This is a genomic window from Nocardia sp. NRRL WC-3656 (genome assembly GCF_000720265.1).
Taxonomy (GTDB): Bacteria; Actinomycetota; Actinomycetes; order Mycobacteriales; family Mycobacteriaceae; genus Nocardia; species Nocardia nova.
Map to the genome: position 1 here is coordinate 124,240 of NZ_JOJF01000006.1, position 19,077 is coordinate 143,316.

16 protein-coding genes are annotated in these 19,077 nt (G+C 68.8%); 1 reads left to right on the top strand and 15 read right to left on the bottom strand.

From position 1 onward, the window contains the following. Nucleotides 1-49: 49 nt before the first annotated feature. The gene (locus IG65_RS0110610) at nucleotides 50-463 is read right to left on the bottom strand and encodes a MarR family winged helix-turn-helix transcriptional regulator (RefSeq protein WP_036523975.1); all 414 of its coding nucleotides are present in this window, start codon (nucleotides 461-463) and stop codon (nucleotides 50-52) included. A gap of 88 nt (nucleotides 464-551) precedes the next feature. Here IG65_RS0110610 and IG65_RS0110615 point away from each other — a divergent pair, with 88 nt between their 5' ends. Then, nucleotides 552-1,706, top strand: a complete 1,155-nt coding sequence (locus tag IG65_RS0110615) for an ABC transporter permease (RefSeq protein ID WP_030514701.1) — start codon at nucleotides 552-554, stop codon at nucleotides 1,704-1,706. A gap of 114 nt (nucleotides 1,707-1,820) precedes the next feature. Here the strand turns inward: IG65_RS0110615 and IG65_RS0110620 are convergent, their stop codons facing one another. The 14 genes from IG65_RS0110620 to murD form a co-directional block, all read right to left on the bottom strand. After that, entirely contained in the window at nucleotides 1,821-2,396 is a 576-nt protein-coding gene (locus IG65_RS0110620; protein ID WP_051755754.1) for a C40 family peptidase, read from the bottom strand. A gap of 527 nt (nucleotides 2,397-2,923) precedes the next feature. Beyond that, entirely contained in the window at nucleotides 2,924-6,124 is a 3,201-nt protein-coding gene (gene ileS / locus IG65_RS0110625) for an isoleucine--tRNA ligase (RefSeq protein WP_030514703.1), read from the bottom strand. 315 nt (nucleotides 6,125-6,439) lie between these two features. Then, nucleotides 6,440-6,640 (bottom strand): hypothetical protein, encoded by a 201-nt coding sequence (locus IG65_RS0110630; protein ID WP_030514704.1) that lies wholly within the window; start codon nucleotides 6,638-6,640, stop codon nucleotides 6,440-6,442. A 134-nt stretch (nucleotides 6,641-6,774) separates the two neighbouring features. Continuing rightward, entirely contained in the window at nucleotides 6,775-7,608 is an 834-nt protein-coding gene (locus IG65_RS0110635) for a DivIVA domain-containing protein (protein ID WP_030514705.1), read from the bottom strand. A 75-nt stretch (nucleotides 7,609-7,683) separates the two neighbouring features. After that, nucleotides 7,684-7,986: a YggT family protein gene (locus IG65_RS0110640; protein WP_030514706.1), complete on the bottom strand. Its 303-nt coding sequence runs from the start codon at nucleotides 7,984-7,986 to the stop codon at nucleotides 7,684-7,686. Nucleotides 7,987-8,109: 123 nt separating this feature from the next. After that, nucleotides 8,110-8,913 (bottom strand): cell division protein SepF, encoded by an 804-nt coding sequence (locus IG65_RS0110645; RefSeq protein ID WP_030514707.1) that lies wholly within the window; start codon nucleotides 8,911-8,913, stop codon nucleotides 8,110-8,112. Between the two features lie 187 nt (nucleotides 8,914-9,100). After that, nucleotides 9,101-9,823 carry a YggS family pyridoxal phosphate-dependent enzyme gene (locus tag IG65_RS0110650; RefSeq protein ID WP_030514708.1) on the bottom strand — a complete coding sequence of 241 codons (723 nt, stop codon included), beginning with the start codon at nucleotides 9,821-9,823 and terminating at the stop codon, nucleotides 9,101-9,103. A gap of 44 nt (nucleotides 9,824-9,867) precedes the next feature. Continuing rightward, nucleotides 9,868-10,593: a peptidoglycan editing factor PgeF gene (pgeF, locus tag IG65_RS0110655; RefSeq protein ID WP_030514709.1), complete on the bottom strand. Its 726-nt coding sequence runs from the start codon at nucleotides 10,591-10,593 to the stop codon at nucleotides 9,868-9,870. Between the two features lie 310 nt (nucleotides 10,594-10,903). Further along, nucleotides 10,904-12,124 (bottom strand): cell division protein FtsZ, encoded by a 1,221-nt coding sequence (gene ftsZ, locus IG65_RS0110660; RefSeq protein WP_030514710.1) that lies wholly within the window; start codon nucleotides 12,122-12,124, stop codon nucleotides 10,904-10,906. Nucleotides 12,125-12,548: 424 nt separating this feature from the next. Next, nucleotides 12,549-13,322: a cell division protein FtsQ/DivIB gene (locus IG65_RS0110670; protein WP_081879382.1), complete on the bottom strand. Its 774-nt coding sequence runs from the start codon at nucleotides 13,320-13,322 to the stop codon at nucleotides 12,549-12,551. Between the two features lie 46 nt (nucleotides 13,323-13,368). Further along, entirely contained in the window at nucleotides 13,369-14,814 is a 1,446-nt protein-coding gene (gene murC, locus IG65_RS0110675; protein WP_051755756.1) for a UDP-N-acetylmuramate--L-alanine ligase, read from the bottom strand. Between the two features lie 98 nt (nucleotides 14,815-14,912). Further along, nucleotides 14,913-16,088, bottom strand: coding sequence for an undecaprenyldiphospho-muramoylpentapeptide beta-N-acetylglucosaminyltransferase (gene murG, locus IG65_RS0110680; RefSeq protein ID WP_051755706.1), 1,176 nt, complete (start codon nucleotides 16,086-16,088; stop codon nucleotides 14,913-14,915). After that, on the bottom strand, nucleotides 16,085-17,608 hold the full coding sequence (ftsW, locus tag IG65_RS0110685) for a putative lipid II flippase FtsW (RefSeq protein WP_081879384.1): 1,524 nt from the start codon (nucleotides 17,606-17,608) through the stop codon (nucleotides 16,085-16,087). Before ftsW ends, murG begins: the two co-directional genes overlap by 4 nt. Further along, entirely contained in the window at nucleotides 17,605-19,068 is a 1,464-nt protein-coding gene (murD, locus tag IG65_RS0110690) for a UDP-N-acetylmuramoyl-L-alanine--D-glutamate ligase (protein ID WP_030514715.1), read from the bottom strand. Before murD ends, ftsW begins: the two co-directional genes overlap by 4 nt. Nucleotides 19,069-19,077: the final 9 nt, after the last annotated feature.

Here is a 19,077-nt window from a genome sequence, read left to right on the forward strand (position 1 = left end):
GGTGTAACGACCCGCCCCTCCGGGGACGGGCGTGGGGGAAGTGCGGCGTTCAGCCGCCGTCGGCGGCGTTGTAGCGCTCCAGATAGGCGGCGAGCTGGGCGACGTCGCGATCGTCCCAGTCGCGGAAGCGCTCGTTCACGGCGGCACTGCGCGCGCGTTCGGAGTCGGCCGCGACGCGCCTGCCGTCGGGCGTGGCGTGCAGGACGTGATTGCGGCGGTTGGCCGGGTCGACCTCCTTGACGAGGTAGCCCTGCTTCTCCAGCGCCGCCACCTGCCTGCTCATCGTGGATTTGTCGAGCACGAAGTAGTCGGCCAGTTCGGCGGCGAGGCAGCCGTCGCGCGCGATCACCAGATCGAGAATGCTGTAGGCCACCAGCGGCAGCTCCGGATGCAGTTCCGCGGCGCGACCACGGGCGCGACGGGCGAACGCGGTGAGCTCACGCTGAATTGTCTGAATCGCCACAGTGCGCGACGGGTATGGCTGCGACCCCTTCATGGTTGTATAGTACAACAAACAATAGTTGTATTTACCAACCTTTGGAGTGGCGAACATGTCCCTGCACCAGCTACGGCACATGGCCGGACATCTGCTGACCCCGTTGCTCATGTGCCTGGGCATGGGCCTGGCCTATCTGGGCGCCTTCCACCAGCCCGAGCCCAACCACGCGCAGGTCGCGATCGTCGGCGACAGCCCCGAGGTCAAGGTGATGGCCCAGACGCTGAAGGACCGGGCCGGTGACGCGCTCGAGGTCGTCACGCTCGCCGACCGCGCCGATGCCGTCGACCGGCTGCGGCATCGGGATCTGGCCGGCGCCTTCGTCCCGGATGCGCAATCCCCCGAACTGCTTGTCGCCAAGGCGAATTCGGACACCACCGCCATGGCCGTCGAGACCGTGTTCGGCGCCGTGACCGCTCAGCAGAATCTGCCGCTGCGCACGATCGACATCGCGCCCACCGCCTCGGGCGACCCGACCGGACAGGGCCTGTTCTTCGTGCTCGTCGCGCTCAGTATCGGCGCCTACGGCAGCGTCGCCGCGATCAGCGTCGCCGGAGCGGGCACGCGCATGTCCGTGCGGGCACTCACCGCGGTGGCCACCTCGTTCGTCGTGAGTGTGATCGGCATCGTGCTCGCCGGACCGGTATTCCACGTCGTCGACCACGACTACGCCTCGATCTGGGCGATGGGCTGGTTGTACGCCGCGGGCATCCTCTTCATCGGCATCGGCCTGCACTCGTTCCTGAAGCGCTGGACCACGCTCGCGGTGATGGTGCTGTTCGTGATGCTGAACTTCACCACCTCCGGCGGCATCTACCGCCCCGAACTGCAGAACGGCTTCTTCGGCGCCCTGCATTCGTTCTGGAACGGCGCGGGATTCGTCGAGGGCGCCCGCAGCCTGCTCTACTTCGACGGCAACGGCGGCCTCGGCGGCCGGATCACGAGCCTGGCGCTGTGGTTCGCGGCCGGTGTGGTGCTGGTGCTGGTCGGCGGCGTCTACGAACGCCGCCGCGACGCGCAGTCCACGGCACATGCTCCGGCGCACGCGGCCACGCCCGGCGCCGCGCACTCCGCCGTCCCGGCCACCAGCGGAATGCCTGTCGAAGCACACCGCCTCAGTGCATCGATGCCCGAGAACGCCGCAGCCCGCGGAGATGTCGACGAGGACTCCGACGCCGAGGAGGAGATCGAACAGGCGGTGGGCGTCTGAGCTCCCGCTCCTCCGAGCGGATCGGCAGATCGCGATTCGGGACGCACGCATACCGCCGAGTAGTCGGCGAGTGTCCGGACTGCGGCGCGAGAACCCGCGGCCCGGACACTCGGCTCAGAAGAAGCGCCGGATCGCGTAGATGTCGAATTCGCTCAGCGGCGTCAGTCCGATCGGCACGCCGGGCCCGTAGGCGTTGAGCAGCATGCCGCCGCCGGCGTAGATGCCCTCGTGCGAGCCGTCGGTGTTCACGATGACCACGTCGCCGGGCATCATCGCGCCGACCGGCACGGCGCTGCCGGCGGTGGCCTGCTCCCAGGTGGTGCGCGGCAGCATGATGCCGACCTGCCGGAATGCCCACTGCACCAGCCCGGAGCAGTCGTAGGCGTTGGGCCCGGTACCGCCCCATTCGTAGGGCTTGCCCGCCTGCGAACCGGCGATGCTCAGGGCGATCGACGCCCGCGGGCTGGGCAGCGGTAGCGCCGCCGAACCGCTGGCGCTACCGGAGGCCGATCCGCTCCCCGACCCGGAACTGCTCCCGGAATCGCCGGAGAGGGAGGAACTGCCGGTGTCGGCGGGTGCGGCGGTGGCCGGACCCGCCCAGATCGATACGGAGACGGCCGCGGCGATCGCGGCCAGGAGATAGCGGGTGAATCTGCGGCGCGAGGATCCGCGCACGGATGACGGTGCCATGTGCTCGCCCTTCATTACATGCATCCACCACGGCACGCCGACCGGCGATTACACAGCACACAGCATGGACTTGGGATGGCCGCTTCCCCACGGGCATCTCAGCCGGTCAACTACCTGGTAGTGCAGTTTTCAGCGGGGGTCGATCCGGGAAAAACACCTAAGCTCAACTAAAGAGTGACGGTTGCTGCGACATAGCTGTTTTAGCGCAAGTCACATGCACACCACAAGTGCCAATCCGCAACCGTGATCCGCTCCGGCCCCACAGGACACACCCCAGGTCATACCGGGAATCGTCGAATCGCCCGCCCCGCTCGTACCTGTCGCCGCCCGCCACGGCCATGTGTAACCCCCGTCTAGCTGGGTATACGGCGGCCCGACCCCGACTTGACAGCGGACGCGACCAGACCCCACGCGCCCCTCGATCTCGCACGCTCCTTTCCCGTAGGCGGGCAGAAATTCGCAGCGCAGTAACGAACGAGCCCGGTCCGTCAGAAGCGGACCGGGCTCGTTTCGCGATTCGCGCGTACTCAGGCCTTGGTGATCGCCGCGCGTACACCACCGACCACATCGGCGGCCCCGGCGCCCGCCGCGCCGAAATCGAGTGCGGTGGCGAGGATCTCCCCGGCGATGAGGTCACGGTGGGTCCGCGCCCACTCCGCACGCTCCTGCGGCACCTCCAAGACCACGGTGATGCGGTCGGAAACGTCGAGGCCCAGCGACTTGCGGGTCTCCTGCAGGTCGCGGATCAGGTCGCGGGCCCAGCCCTCGGCCTCGAGTTCCTCGGTGACCTCCGAATTCAGCACCACCAGGCCCGCATTGCCGGGCAGGGCGGCGGTGGATTCGGGTTCGGCCGCCACCAGGCGCTGGGTGTACTCCTCGGGCAGCAGCGCGATGCCGTCGTCGTGGCCGGGCACCAGCGCCTTGACCACGCCGTCGTCCTCGCGCCACTGGCCGGACTTCACCGCCTTGATCACGTGCTGGACGTCCTTGCCCAGCCGCGGACCGGCGGCGCGGGCGTTGACGACCAGTTCGAACCGGCCGTGGGCGGCCACATCGGTGGTCAGGTCCACCTTCTTGACGTTGACCTCGTCGGCCACGAGATCGGCGAACGGACGCAGCCGCTCGGCATCCGGCGCGGCGATGGTGACCTCGGACAGCGGCAGCCGCACCCGCAGGTTCTGCGCCTTGCGCAGGCTCAGCACCGTCGAGCACACCGACCGCACCTCGTCCATCGCCGACACCAGCTCCGGGTCGCGCGGCAGTTCGGTCTCGCCCGGCCAGTCGGTCAGATGTACCGACCGCTCCCCCGTCAGCCCGCGCCAGATCACCTCGGTGATCAGCGGCAGCAGCGGGGCGGCCAGCCGGCAGGTGACCTCCAGCACGGTGTGCAGGGTGTCGATGGCGTCGCGGTCCTCCTCCCAGAACCGCGAACGCGACCGGCGCACATACCAATTGGTGAGCGCGTCGGCGAACGAACGCAGTTCGTCGCAGGCGGTGGCGATGTCGTAGACCTCGAGCGCCTCGGTCATCACATCGCGGGCCGCGGCCAGTTTGGCCAGAATGTAGCGATCCAGCACATGCGCCGAATCCGTCCGCCACACACCGGGTTTCGAGGCGTAGAGCTGCAGGAACGTCCACGCGTTCCACAGCGGGCGCAGCGCATGGCTCACGCCTTCGCGGATGCCGCGCTCGGTGACGATCAGGTTGCCGCCGCGCAGCACCGGCGACGCCATGAGGAACCACCGCATGGCATCGGAGCCGTCGCGGTCGAACACCTCGTTGACGTCGGGGTAGTTGCCCTTGGACTTGGACATCTTCAATCCGTCGTCGCCGAGCACGATGCCGTGCGCCACAACGGATTTGAACGCCGGCCGGTCGAACAGCGCGGTCGAGAGCACGTGCAGGTTGTAGAACCACCCGCGCGTCTGCCCGTTGTACTCGACGATGAAGTCACCCGGGCTGTGCGCCGGACGATCGGGCGTGCCCTCGAACCATTCCTTGTTCTCGAACGGGTAGTGCACCTGCGCGTACGGCATCGACCCCGACTCGAACCAGCAGTCGAGCACCTCGGGTGTGCGCCGCATCATCGACTTCCCCGTGGGGTCGTCGGGGTTCGGTCGCACCAGCTCGTCGATGCCCGGCCGGTGCAGATCCGCCGGGCGCACGCCGAAGTCGCGCTCCAGCTCGTCCAGTGAGCCGTACACGTCGACCCGCGGGTAGGCCGGATCGTCGGAGATCCACGCCGGGATCGGCGCACCCCAGTACCGGTTGCGGCTGATGTTCCAGTCGCGCGCGTTCTCGAGCCACTTGCCGAACTGGCCGTCGCGGATGTGCTCGGGCACCCAGGTGATCTGCTGGTTCAGCTCCACCATGCGGTCGCGGAACTTCGTGACCGCCACGAACCACGAGGGCACCGCCATGTAGATCAGCGGCTGACCCGATCGCCAGCTGTGCGGGTAGGAGTGTTCGATCGTCTCGTGCCGCAACAGTTTTCCGGCGGCCTTGAGATCCTTGATGATGACCGGATTCGCGTCGAACACCATCAGGCCCTCGTACGGCGGCACCATCGAGGTGAACTTGCCGCCGGCGTCGAGCGGCTGCACGACCTCGATCCCGTTGGCGGAGGCGACGTCCATGTCCTCCTCACCGAACGCGGGCGCCAGATGCACCACGCCGGTTCCGGAGTCGGTGGTCACGTAGTCGGCGTTCAGCACGCGGTGCGCGTGGGGGTGGCCGAGGAAGAAGTCGAACGGCGGCCGATAGCGCAGGCCCGCCAGCGCCGCGCCCGAGTGCTCCGAAAGCACCTCGAGTCCGTCGTCGCCGGTGCCGAGTTCCCGGGCGTAGTGCGAGACCCGCTCGGTGGCCAGCACGTAGCGCTTACCGTCCTTGCCGCGCACGTGGGCATAGGTGATGTCCGGGTGGACCGCGATCGCCAGGTTCGAGGGCAGCGTCCACGGCGTGGTGGTCCAGATCAGCGCGTTGGCGCCGTCGAGCTCGTGCAGCGGATGGTCGGCCGCGACCTCGAGCAGCATGTCGACGGTAACCGCCGGATCCTGGCGCATCCGGTAGGCGTCGTCGAGGCGCGCCTCCTGGTTCGACAGCGGCGTCTGCTCGTACCAGCTGTAGGGCAGCACCCGGAAGCCTTGGTAGACAAGACCTTTGTCGTACAGCGACTTGAACGCCCACATCACCGACTCCATGAAGTCGAGATCGAGGGTCTTGTAGTCGTTGTCGAAGTCGACCCACCGCGCTTGGCGTGTCACATAGTCACGCCACTCATTGGTGTAACGAAGCACAGAGGATTTGCACGCGGCATTGAATTCCGCGAGGCCCATCGCATCGATCTGTGATTTGTCCGTGATACCGAGTTGCTTCTCCGCTTCGATTTCCGCGGGCAATCCGTGTGTGTCCCAACCGAAGCGCCGCTCCACGCGCTTACCGCGCATCGTCTGGAACCGCGGAACCAAATCCTTCACATATCCGGTGAGCAGATGTCCGTAATGTGGCAAACCGTTGGCGAACGGCGGCCCGTCGTAGAAGACGAACTCGTCGCACCCCTCGGCGCGGTTGTCGATGCTGGCACGGAAGGTGTCGTCGGCGGCCCAGTAGTCCAGCACCCGGCGCTCGAGCTCCGGGAACGACACGCTCGCGCCCTGCCGCGAGCCGGCATCCGCGGCGGTGAAGTCGACGCGGGGATAGGCGTTGCGGGTGGATGTCTCGTCCGCCATGGCGGCTGTGGTCTCCCTCGTGCCAGTGCGCTCGTTCGGCGCAGTCGGTGGGCACGGGGACGACGTCGGCGCCTGTGCGCCGCTGCCGCGGTACCACCCCGCTTGTCCGGCCGGATGTTCCGGCGGGCGGACCTCTCGTTGCGAGCTGTGACGGGCTCACCCGTTCGGTTCTACTGGGCGCTGGTGGCGCCGTTCTTCCGAAGGCTCCCCGGTGATGGCCGGATCACTGCCGATCTACAGGTTTGATTGTAGCCAGTGCGGGCAACGTTATTTCCGTGCCCTGCTCCCCACCCCGTTCACCGCACCCGTGCCCGCTCAGCGCTTGGCATGCCGGCCGGGACGCGATTGCGGGCCGTCCTCGGGTTCACGCATGGCCAGCGCGCTGACCAGCAGCAGGATCGCACCGATCACGCAGACGACGATGCAACCCCACGCCCAGATCACCGATCCGGTCGTCAACGCCGTCACCAACAGGGCGAAGCCGATCGCGGCCAGGACGAGCGTCAGAACGAGCATGGTCACCCCCTAGGCGGGCAGGGCGGGCCGCAGCGCCCCCGAGGGGCCGGGCGGCTCGGCAGAACTACGACCACACAGCGGCATGCGACGCCGGACCCCGTCGTATCGGCGGGGTGGCGGGCACCCGGGACGAGCTATTTGCCACCCTTGGCGTACGACGCCGGACCGTGGCTGTTCGATACCGCCTCGAAGGCCTCGCCACCGTCGACCGGAACGGCCGAACCGCGGTTCTCCAGCTCCTCGAGCTGCGATTCCAGGTAGGACTTCAGGCGCACCCGGTACTCGCGCTCGAAGGTCTTCAGCTGCTCGATGCGGCTCTCCAGCACGCTGCGCTGCTGGGTGATGGTGGCCATGATCTCGGTGTGCTTGCGCTCGGCGTCGGCCTGCAGGGCGTCGGCCTTCTCCTTGGCCTGGCGCAGCTGGCTGTCGGATCGGGTCTGCGCGTCCGACAGCAGCGAATCGGCCTTCTGCCGCGCCTCGCCGACCATCGCGTCCGAGCGGGTCTGCGCTTCGCTGACCATTCGCTCGGAATTCGCCCGGGCGTTGGAGAGCAGCTGTTCGGCCTCGGCCTTGGCGTCGGTGGTGAGCCGGTCGGCCATTTCCTGTGCCAGGCTCAGCACCTTCGCGGCCTGCAGGTTCGCATCCGCGGCGGAGTTGTCCTTGGGGGCCACCGGCGCGGCGGCCTGCACCGGCATCGGCGGCGCAACGGGCGCGGGCTTCGGCGGTTCCGGTTGCGGCGGCGCGGGTTTCACCGCCTGCGGCGCGGGACGCGACTTCTTGGCATCCGCCAATTCGGCATCCAGCTCAGCAACTCGCTGGCGCAGGTCCGCATTCTCCTCGATGAGGCGCGAGAGCTCCTGTTCGACCAAGTCGAGGAAGGCGTCGACTTCATCCTCGTTGTAGCCGCGCTTCCCGATCGGCGGTTTGCTGAACGCGACGTTGTGCACATCGGCTGGAGTCAGCGGCATGGAAGGATCCCTTCGCGCTTCGTACGGAGATCTAGCGTAGATCTTCTAGCAAGCTCTTCTTCTCGGCCCATTCTGTCACACCGGAGCTATCGGCTGCCCGAGCCTGCTGACGATGGACATCAGAATGAACACGATGAAAAGCAGGACCATAATCGACAGATCCAGTCGAATTCCCCCCAAGTTCACGGGAGGTATCAGGCGCCTCAACAGTTTCACCGGCGGATCGGTGATCGTGAAGATCACCTCCAGAACGACGGCGACGAACCCCCGCGGATGCCAGTCGCGCGCAAAGCTGCGGATGAACTCGACGATCACTCGGCTGATCAGCAACAGCCAGAAGAGGAACAGGAGTACATACAGCACCTGAAACAAGGCCACCTGTCCACTTTGCCTCAGATTCGGTGTCCTGCAAACTCCCCGCGCCGTGCATCCGGCGTCCTTTCCCCCCACGCGGCTCACCCGACCGGGGCCGCCGCCGCGCCGCGGCACCCGGTTCGGGGTTTATTTCTGGTTGTAGAAGCCGTTTTCGGCGATGCGCCGGCGCTCCTCGGCCGATACATCGACATCCGACGGTGAGAGCAGGAACACCTTGGTGGCCACCTTGTCGAACGAACCACGCAGCGCGAACGCCAATCCGGCGGCGAAATCCACCAGGCGGCGCGCGTCGGCGTTGCTCATTTCGACCAGATCCATGATCACGGGCGTACCGTCACGGAAACGCTCGCCGATGATCGCGGCCTCGGCATAGGTGCGCGGACGCAGTGTCGTGATCTTGGACAACGGACCTCCGTCCTCGAAGACGGGGGCGCGGCGCGGAGCCGGCTCGAACCGGGCGCGCTCCTCCATCCGCCGCTCTTCCATCCGCCGTTCGGCCTCGGGATCGACCGCCAGCGCACCGTGCGTGGTGCCACGCACCATCGGAGTGCCACCGCCGAGTCCGCGCGAGCGGCCCGAAGGTGCGGATTCGATCCGGGTCGGGCGGCGCAGGGGCTCGTAGCGGTCGTCGGAGTAGGACTCGTCGGCGAACTCCGAGCGGCGCGGCACCGTGTAGCCGGGCTGATAGGGCGCCTTGTAGGCCGGCTCCGGGTAGCCCGGATCGTCGGCGAAGCGGTCGTCGCCGAAACGCGAGCGCCCGGCGTCGTACGGATCGTCGTCGAAACGCGAGCGGCGCACACCGCGGTCGTCCGCACCCAGCGGACCACGGTCGTCGATACCCCGAGGGCCACGGTCGTCGACGTAGTCGTCTTCGTATTCCTCGAGCGGGACCATGCCGAAGTAGGCCTTGAACCTGTGCAGCGTACTCATGCTCCCACCTCACTAACGCTGGGCTCCAGCACGAGCATGCTCGTGGCTGCGCTGATGTCTCGCTCGCTACGCTCGCTCATCCTGGTCGACCTTCCTACGGCCCCGACTGACCTGGGGTGTTGAAGTCCTGCTCAGACCTCGTCAGCCCCAAGCATATGTTTCGAATGTGACTGATGAGGTTTCTTTGCTACTGCGAGGTTATCGGTCGCGCGCCCATCAGAGCAGTACCGACACGCACGCAGGTAGACCCGTGTCGAATGGCGGCCTCGAGGTCGCCCGACATGCCCGCCGACAACTCGGTCGCGCCCGGATGCGCGGCCAGCAGCGTGCGATGCAGACCGGCCAGTTCGGCGAAGGCCGGGTCCGGGTCCGCGCCCAGCGGCGGAATCGCCATCAGGCCCGCGAGCTGCAGATTCTCGGATTTCGCGACCTGATCGGCGAGCGCCGGGAGATCATCCGGGACAACGCCGCCGCGCGCCGGATCGCGATCCAGGCTCACCTGCAGTAGCACACGCAGCGGATCCGCGCGCGCTCCGTCCGCACGCGCGGCCGCCGTGGCGGTGTCAAGGGCCCTCACCAGACGCTCCGAATCCACCGAGTGCACCGTATCGGCCCAGCGCACAACCGATTTCGCCTTGTTGCGCTGCAATCGGCCGATCATATGCCAGCGCATCTGCGCCAGATGGCCTAATGAGGCCACCTTGGCGGAGGCCTCCTGCTCCCGCGATTCGCCGAATTCCCGCCGGCCGAGCCGATACAGGATCTCCACGTCGGAGGCCGGGAAGTATTTGGTCACCGGCAGCAACCGGACGGTGGCCCGATCGCGCCCGGCGGCGCGGCACGCGGCATCGATGCGATCTTCCAGGCTGCCGAGAGCGGCGGCAAGCTCGGCCTCGCGAGACTGCGGCATCCCCGGCCCGGATTCTGTTGTGCCGACCTCGGATTCGGCGTTGTTCACCGCTCCCCCTCCATCCAGATCACCCCGGCGATGCGACCGGTGGGCGCGCCGCGGCGGTGGCTGAACAGGGTTTCGTCGGTGATGGTGGAGCGCGGATCGACCGCGACCGCGCCGACCCCGGCCGCCTCCAGCTGACGGCGGATGCCGGCTCGCAGGTCCAGCCCCGGCGTACCGCGCCGGGTCGTGGTGGCGCTGCCGGGCAGATGGGCCTCCACATCGTCGCGCATGGCGGCGGGCACCTCGTAGTCCTCGCCGCCGGCGGCCGGTCCCAGGAAGGCGCCGATACGGTGCGGCTGGGCGCCGACCGACATCATCGCCTCGAGGACCTTCGGCACGATGCCGATGCGGGCGCCGACGCGTCCGGCGTGCACGGCCGCGATCACACCGGCCTCGTCGTCGGACAGCAGCAAGGGGACACAGTCGGCGGTGAGGACCACCAGCGCGAGATTCGGCACGGTGGTGACGAGCGCGTCGGTCACCGGAACCGGTTCGGCGCGCGGGCCGTCGACGATCTCGACGTTGCGACTGTGCACCTGTTCCATCCAGACCAGGCGGCCGGGCGGCAGGCCGATGCCCTCCGCGAGACGAATCCTGTTGCGGCGCACGGCTTCCGGATCGTCGCCGACGTGGTCGCCCAGGTTGAACGAGTCGTAGGGCGCCACCGAGAACCCACCGGCCCGCGTGGTCGTCACCCGTCGCGTCCGAACCGAAGCCTGTGTCATATCTCCGAGATTAATAGGCCGCGCCGGTTCGGAGTCGAGCCCGCCGCCCAATGATCCGGAACGGATGTGGCGAGGCGGCGAAGTGGGGCACAGCGCGAGCATGACCGCCGAAGTACCCACGGCGTGCTAGTTCATGCACACGACAGTGCCGCCACACGAGATCGCCGCGTTCACCGCCGCCGGGTGCGACGCCTCCCGTCGCGGTGTCCGGTCTCACACATCGTTGTCCCGGACATCGATCGGCCTCCACGGGCCGCAAACGCCGCTGCCCCCTCCGAAACGTCGGAGGGGGCAGCGAGATCGGCGTCTGCTACCGGCGCATGAAATCGGGGACGTCGACGTCGTCGGTGTCCTCGTCCGGCATCTGAATGTGTGAGCGGCTGTTGTGCGCGATGGTCGGCTCGGCGACCGGGCGCGGTTCGTAGGACGGGGCCGGGCCACGGGCAGGCGTCGGGTCGGCCGCGCGCTCGGGCTCCGGCTGGCGGGTGCTGCCGAACTCGCGGCGGGTCGTGGACTGGCCGATGTCACCGGCTCGGCCCGCGCCGATATTTGTTCTGCCCGCCGGTTCGATGCGCCGGGCCGGGGTGCCCCCGTCGAAGCCGGCGGCGATCACCGTGACCCGGACCTCGTCGCCGAGCGAATCGTCGATCACCGTGCCGAAGATGATGTTGGCCTCGATATGCGCGGCCTCCTGCACCAGCGAGGCGGCCTCGTTGATCTCGAACAGACCGAGGTCCGATCCACCCGCGATCGACAGCAGCACGCCGTGCGCACCGTCCATCGACGCCTCCAGCAGCGGCGAATTGATCGCCGCCTCCGCGGCTTTCACGGATCGTCCCTCGCCGCGCGAGGAGCCGATGCCCATCAGGGCCGAACCGGCGCCGGACATGACGCTCTTGACGTCGGCGAAGTCGACGTTGATCAGACCCGGGGTGGTGATCAGATCGGTGATGCCCTGGACACCGTTGAGCAGCACCTCGTCGGCGGAGCGGAAGGCGTCCATCAGGCTCACCGCCGCGTCGCCGAGCTGTAGCAGCCGGTCGTTCGGGATCACGATGAGGGTGTCGCAGGATTCGCGCAGTGCCTGGATACCGGCCTCGGCCTGGTTGCTGCGCCGCTTGCCCTCGAAGGAGAACGGCCGCGTCACCACACCTATGGTCAGGGCGCCCAGCTTGCGGGCGATCGAGGCCACCACGGGCGCGCCACCGGTACCGGTGCCGCCGCCCTCGCCGGCCGTCACGAAGACCATGTCGGCGCCCTTGAGCACCTCTTCGATCTCGTCCTTGTGGTCCTCGGCGGCCTTGCGGCCCACCTCGGGATCCGCGCCGGCGCCGAGACCGCGGGTGAGTTCGCGGCCGACGTCGAGTTTGACGTCCGCATCACTCATCAGCAGTGCTTGCGCGTCGGTGTTGACGGCGATGAACTCGACTCCCTTGAGTCCCTGTTCGATCATCCGGTTGACGGCGTTCACGCCGCCGCCGCCGATACCGACGACCTTGATCACTGCAAGGTAGTTGTGCGGGGGCGTCATGGGCTCTCGCCTTCCTTCGATCCAAAGCCTGTCGTTTTCGGATTCTCGGCAGAGCGCCGATTCGAGGTCCCCGGTCCGCCCGGGGTTTCACTCGGACAAACCCTAAACCTGAACCATAGGGTTGGCGTTATGTCAAGTATCCGACTGGTGCGGAACGCTATTCGCACCCGTCGCGATCCGTGCGCAGGCGCGCCGACACGAGGGTCAGAATCTTGTGTGATCCGTCTCGTCCGAGCCCGTCGGGCATGGTACCGCAAACGGCCGCCGCAGACACCGAGATCGAGTCTCGATATCCGCACGACCGCGGATTCACCGGCCCCGCACGCGACTGCGGCACCCGGACGGGCCCAGGTGCCACGGCCATCACGCACGGCCATCGACTCCCGGCCGCCGGTCGAAAACCGCAACGGCACAACGAGTGTCACTATCTTACCGTTACCAGATCGGGACTCGAAACGTCGTATACCGTTCCCGGGCGCGTCAGCACCGGAAGCACCACCGCGGCTTTGCGTTCGGAGTCGTCCGCACCGCCCCAGACCACCGTACGGTCGTCGCGCAGCTTCAGTTCGATATCCGAAACCGACCGCGCCACAACCTCTCCCACCTGCGCACGAAGCGCCGGCGGGGCGGCGTCGAGAACCGCGACCGCGGCCCGGGTCACCGGATCGGCGCTGCCGGGGTGGTCGGTGACCAGCTTCGCGACGCCCGGCGGCGGCGGTTCGATCGCGAATTCGACGCTGTCGGCGTCGAGCAGATGCGGTCCCTGCGGACTGTCGAAGAACACCACCGCGGTGCGCTCGTCCACCGTGACCCGCACCGTGGACGGAAACACTCGCTGGACCCGCGCCGCCCGCACCTTCGGCAGCGACGCGACCCGGCGCGCGATCGCGTCGGTGTCGATGCGCAGCATGGAACGGCCGCCGGGGATCTGCAGCACCGCGCGCACATCCTGCTCGGGCACCGCGGACGCCCCCTCGACCTGCACGGTGCGCACCGAGAGCGCGGGAGTGAAGTAGGCGACCACGAGCAGCCCGATCACCACGACCACGATCGGCGCGCCCCACAGCAGGATTCGCCGCCACCGGCCGTCGAAGGGCAGCCGCGCGCGGGTCCCGGCGCGGCGGAGACGGTTGTCGCCGTCCGCGAACTCGTCCTCGGCGTCCGGATCGGACTCGTCGATCGTCGCGCGGCGTGTCATATCCACCTCCCTCTCCGGCCGGCACCGCCGGGCGGGGGTGCCGGGTTCACCGTCCCGTCGACGGGCGTACCCGCAGTCCGTCCAGAATCTGCCCGCCGAGCATCGTCACGTCCCCGGCTCCCATGGTGATCACCACGTCCCCCGCACGCGCCAGGCTCGCGGCCTGCCGGCCCACCCGCGACATATCCGGTTGGTAGTGCACGGGTTTGGTGACCGCCTGAGCCACCAGTGCGCCGTTGACCCCGGGCAGCGGCTTCTCGCGGGCGCCGTAGACGTCGAGGACCACGACCTCGTCCGCCAGCGACAGCGCGGCGCCGAACTCCTCGGCGAAGGTGGCTGTGCGGCTGTACAAATGCGGCTGGAACACCACGATCACCCGCCCCTGCCGGGAGCGGGCGCCGTCGGCCGCCTCCTGGCGGACCAGTTCGGCCGCCGCGCCGAGCACGGCCCGAACCTCGGTCGGGTGGTGGGCGTAGTCGTCGAAGACCCGCACCCCGTTCTCACGCCCGACGAACTGGAAGCGCCGGTGAACGCCACCGAATCCCTCCAGGCCCTGCAGGATTTCGTCCACGTCGGCCCCGGCGTCGCGGGCGGCGAGCAGCGCGGCGAGGGCATTGAGGGCCATGTGGCGGCCGGGCACCGACAGTCGCAGCGTGCGCGGCGCGGGTTCGTCACCCAAGTGCACCGTGGCCACACCGCCCACGTCGCGCGGCTCCCAGGCCACCAGCCGGGCCTGCATCGGCACCGGCACGTCGACCGTTTCCGCCGAGCCGTAGCCGGCCACCCGGATATCGAGCTCCCCGGCCGCGACGCGCTCGGCGACCCGGCGGGCCAGTGCCAGCGAGCCCGGATCGTCCAGGCAGACCACGAGCAGCCCGCCGGGGACCAGTCGCGCCACGAAGTCGTCGAACACCTGGACGTAGGCCTCGTCGGAGCCGAAGAAATCCAGATGATCGGATTCGATGTTGGTGACCACGGCGACGTCCGGATCGTATTGCAGCAGTGAGCCGTCCGACTCGTCGGCCTCGGCCACGAAATAACCGCCGGTGCCGTGATGGGCGTTGGTGCCCGCCTCGTTCAGCTCACCGCCGACGGCGAACGACGGATCGAAGCCGCAGTGCTGCAACGCCACGACCAGCATGGAGGTGGTGGAGGTCTTGCCGTGGGTACCCGACACCAGCAGGGTGTGGTTACCGCGCATCAGTTCCGCGAGGACCGTGGGACGCATGAGCACCGGCACACCGCGCCGATTCGCCTCGACCAGTTCGGGATTGGTCTTCGGGATGGCGGCATAGGTGGTGACCACCGCGCTCGGACCGCCCTCCAGCAGATCCAGCGCACTCGCGTCGTGGCCGATGCGGACCTGGGCCCCGCGCGCCCGCAACGCCAGCACGCCGCGGCTCTCCTTGGCGTCCGAGCCCGACACCTCGCCGCCGCGGGCGAGCAGAATCCGCGCGATCCCCGACATGCCGGCACCGCCGATGCCGACCATGTGGACCCGCTGCAACAGTTCCGGCAGTTCGGCGGGAGCCTGCCCGGTGTGGTTCACCGGGTCCGCGGCCCCCACTGCGGCCGTCTCGTTTCCTCCGGTCACCGTCCGGTCACCTCCAGCACGATTCGCGCCACCGTATCCGCGGCGTCGCGATGTCCGGCACCGGCGGCGGCGACCGACATGTTCGTCAGCGCGGCCGGGTCGGTGAGCAGCGCGATCACCTCGTCCATCACATACTTCGGCGTCATCTCCGCATCGGCGACGATTCTGCCACCGCCCTGCGCGACGATCGGGCGGGCGTTGAACTCCTGTTCGCCGTTGCCGTGCGGCAGCGGCACGTAGAACGCCGGCAGGCCGACCGCCGACACCTCGGCCACGGTCATCGCGCCCGAGCGGCACACCGCGGCGTCGGCGGCGGCATAGGCCAGATCCATCCGCGACAGATACGGCACGGCAACGTATTTCGCGCCGTCACGACCGGATTCGGTATCGATGCCCTCCAGATCGAGGGTGTTCTTGGGACCGTGCGCGTGCAGCACCGAGATGCCGGCCGCCAGCAGTTGCGCGGCCGCGCCGGACACCGCCTCGTTCAACCGGCGCGCGCCCTGGGAGCCACCGAAGACCAGCAGCACCGGCCCCTGCTGGGGCAGGCCGAAGTGGTCGCGGGCCTGGTTGCGCAATCCGGCCCGGTCGAGAGTGGCGATCGAGTCGCGCACCGGAATTCCGACCACCTCGGCGTCGGCGCGCCCACGTGCGTGCACACCCGAATTCGGCACGGCGGCGAGGACACGCGCCGCGCGGCGGGCGCCGAGCTTGTTCGCGATCCCGGCCTTCACATTGGCCTCATGCACCACCAGAGGCACCCGGCGCGAGCGTCGCAGCACTCCTCCACCGGCCGCGAGGTAGGCGGGCACCGAGACGTAGCCGCCGAATCCGATGATCACATCGGCCTCGACCGCATCGATCACCGCGCGGGTGCGGGCGACCGCGGCGCGGATCCGGCCGGGCAGGCGCAGCAGATCGGCGGTGGGTTTACGCGGCAGCGGGACCGGCGGAATCAGCTCCAGCGGATAGCCGCGTTCGGGGATCAGCGTCGTCTCCAGCCCGCGCTGGGTGCCCAGTGCGGTGATCCGGATCGAGGGATCCAGCCGGCGCAGTGCGTCCGCGACCGCCATCGCGGGTTCGATATGCCCGGCCGTGCCCCCACCGGCGACGATCACCGAGAGCGTCCGTTGCCCGGAACCCGTCGTGCCGCCGCTCTCGCCGGTTGTCACCTCGAATTACCTCGTTCTCTCGCATGTGTCATCGGATAGCTGGGCTCCCAGGCCCGGGTCGTGCGCCACGACGACGCTCCGCGCGCCTCCCGCCGTCCGGCGTCGGCGCTGCGTCGTCGTGCCGAATCCGAATCTATCGACCGCCGGGGTATCGCCGCACCCCCACCCCGCGCCTGAGCGGCCCCGCGGGACGTGCCCGCGCCGCGCGACCGACCGGATTTGTCCGACCGCTTGCGCGCCGGCGGCAGTTCCCGCCGGCGCGGGCCGGAGACCGCGCGGGCCCGGCCGGCGCGAGCGGGTGCGTAGGTTTCCGGGATCGGCAGCCGCAGCAACCGGCTGAACCGCCCGTCCTGCCCGGCCTTCAACGCGGCGATCGCCTCGGGTTCGTGCCGGGCCGCGCTCGCGATCAGGCCGAACATCATCAACGTGATCGCCAGCGACGAACCACCGGCCGACACCAGCGGCAACTGCAGGCCCGTCACCGGCAGCAGACCCACCACATAGCCGATGTTGATCAGCGCCTGCCCGGTGATCCAGGTGGTCGCGGCCGCGGTCAGCAATCGCAGGAACGGATCGGCCGACCGGCTGGCGATGCGCAGGCCGACGAAGACGAACAGCGCGAAAAGCCCCAGCACCAGGGCACATCCGAGAAATCCGAGTTCCTCGCCGATGATGGCGAAGATGAAGTCGTTGTGCGCGTTGGGCAGATAACTCCACTTGGCCCGGCTCTGGCCGAGCCCGCGCCCCCAGATCCCGCCGTCGGCGAGGGAGAACAGCGCCTGGCGCGCCTGATAGCCGATGCCCTGCGGATCGTCGCCGGGATTGAAGAACGCGCGCATGCGGTCGGAGCGATAGCCGGCCGACAGCGCCAGAATTCCCGCCGCGACCGCACCGGAGACCGCGATGGTCACGAACAGCCGCACCGGCAACCCGCCGAACCACAGCAGCGCGACCAGCACCAGGCCGACCGCGATGGTCGTCGACAGGTTCGGTTCCAGCACGATCAGCAGACAGACCAGCAGACCGGCCGGTACCAGCGGCACCAGAATGTCCTTGTAGCCGGCCTGGTCGCTGCGGCGGGTCGCCAGTAGGTGCGCACCCCACAGGATCAGGGTGACCTTCACGATCTCCGACGGCTGCACCGAGACGAATCCGAGGTCGAACCAGCGCCGCGATCCCTGTACCTGCGAACCGATGCCGGGAATCAGCACCAGCACCAGCAACAGCACCGACGCCGCGAACAGCGGGAACGACAGCTGCCGCAGCACGCGCATCGGGATCCGCAGCGCCACGTAGAACAGCGCCGCGCCCAGTGCCGCGAAGAACGCCTGCTGCATGAACAGCGAATACGCCGAACCGCCGTCGGCGTAGGCCTCCACGCTGGACGCCGACAGCACCATCACCAGCCCGAGCACGGTGAGCAGGGTGGCGATGGTGACGACCAGGTGGAAATCGGCCAGCGGGCGCGCCAGCCAGGCACCGAACCAGGTGCCCACGGGCTTGCGCGCCGGTTTCGTCACTGCTGGCTCCCGATATCTCTCTCGTCCAGGGCCTGCACCGCCGCCACGAAACTGCGGCCGCGGTGGGTGTAGTCGGCGAACATGTCCAGGGAGGCCGCGGCCGGGGCGAGCAGGACGGTGTCACCGCGCCCCGCGTATCCGGCGGCGATGCGTACCGCGCGGGCCATCACCGCGTCGGCGCCGTCGATCTCGGCGACCAGAGAGGCCGTGGAGGGTTCCCCGCTCATCTGTGCATCGTCACCCGAACCGAGCTCGACCACCGGGACATCCGGCGCGTGTCGCGCCATTGCCGCCGCGATGATCGGCGCGTCCTGACCGAAGACCACCGCGGCGACGAGGCGCTCGGCGACCTCCTCGATCAGATCGTCGATATGGGCGCCCTTGAGCTGACCACCGGCGATCCACACCACCTGCGGATGCGCCAGGATCGACGACCGCGCGGCGTGCGGATTGGTCGCCTTCGAATCGTCGACGAATCCGACTCCGGCCAGTTCCCGCACGAAGGCGGCGCGATGCGGGCCCACCTTGTGCTCGGCCAAGCCCTCCTTGACGAACTGCGGCGCGACGTCGATGGCGCGGGTCAGCGCGGCCGCGGCCAGCGCGTCGGCGACACCGGCGGGTCCGGGCGGGCTGATATCGCCGACCTCGGCCAGGATCGCGGCCTTGGTGAAGGCGCGGTCCAGCAATTTGCCGTCGACCACGCCGAGTTCGCCGTCGGCCGGCACCCCGATCCGGAAGCCGACGGTGCGGCGCGCCTTGGACTTTCGCGCCAGCGCGGCCGCGACGGGGTCGTCCAGGCCGACCACGCCGACCCGTCCGGTCAGGGCACGCGCCTTGGCGGCGGCGTAGGCGTCGAGACCGCCGTGCCAATCCAGATGATCCTCGGCCACATTCAGCACCACGCCTGCCTCCGGGCGCACCGACGGCGCCCAGTGCAGCTGGAACGACGACAGCTCGACCGCGAGGATCTGCGGTCCCGGGGTGCGGCGCAGCGCGTCCAGGATCGGCAGTCCGATATTGCCGCAGGCGACGCTGGGCAATCCGGCCGCGCGCAGGATGGCGTGGGTCATCTGGGTGGTGGTGGTCTTACCGTTGGTTCCGGTGATCACCAGCCATTTGCGCACCGGACCGTAGAGCCGCGCCTGATCCACCCACCAGGCGAATTCCACATCGCCCCAGACCGGAACGCCCTCGGTGACCGCGGAGACCAGCACCGGCGAACCCGGTCGCCAGCCCGGGCTGGTGATGACCAGCGCGAACCGTTCCAGCGCACCGGGTTCGACCAGTTCGGCGGCGGTGGCGGTGTCGAGGCCGAGTTCGGCGGCCTCGGCCATCGCCTTCTCCCCGGCGTCGGTGACGACAGGGCGGGCGCCGATATCGCGCAGCGGCTCGATCAGCGAGCGGCCCGACACCCCCCATCCCGCGACGAGAACGTCACGGCCACGCAGAAATTCGAGCATGGGACCCGG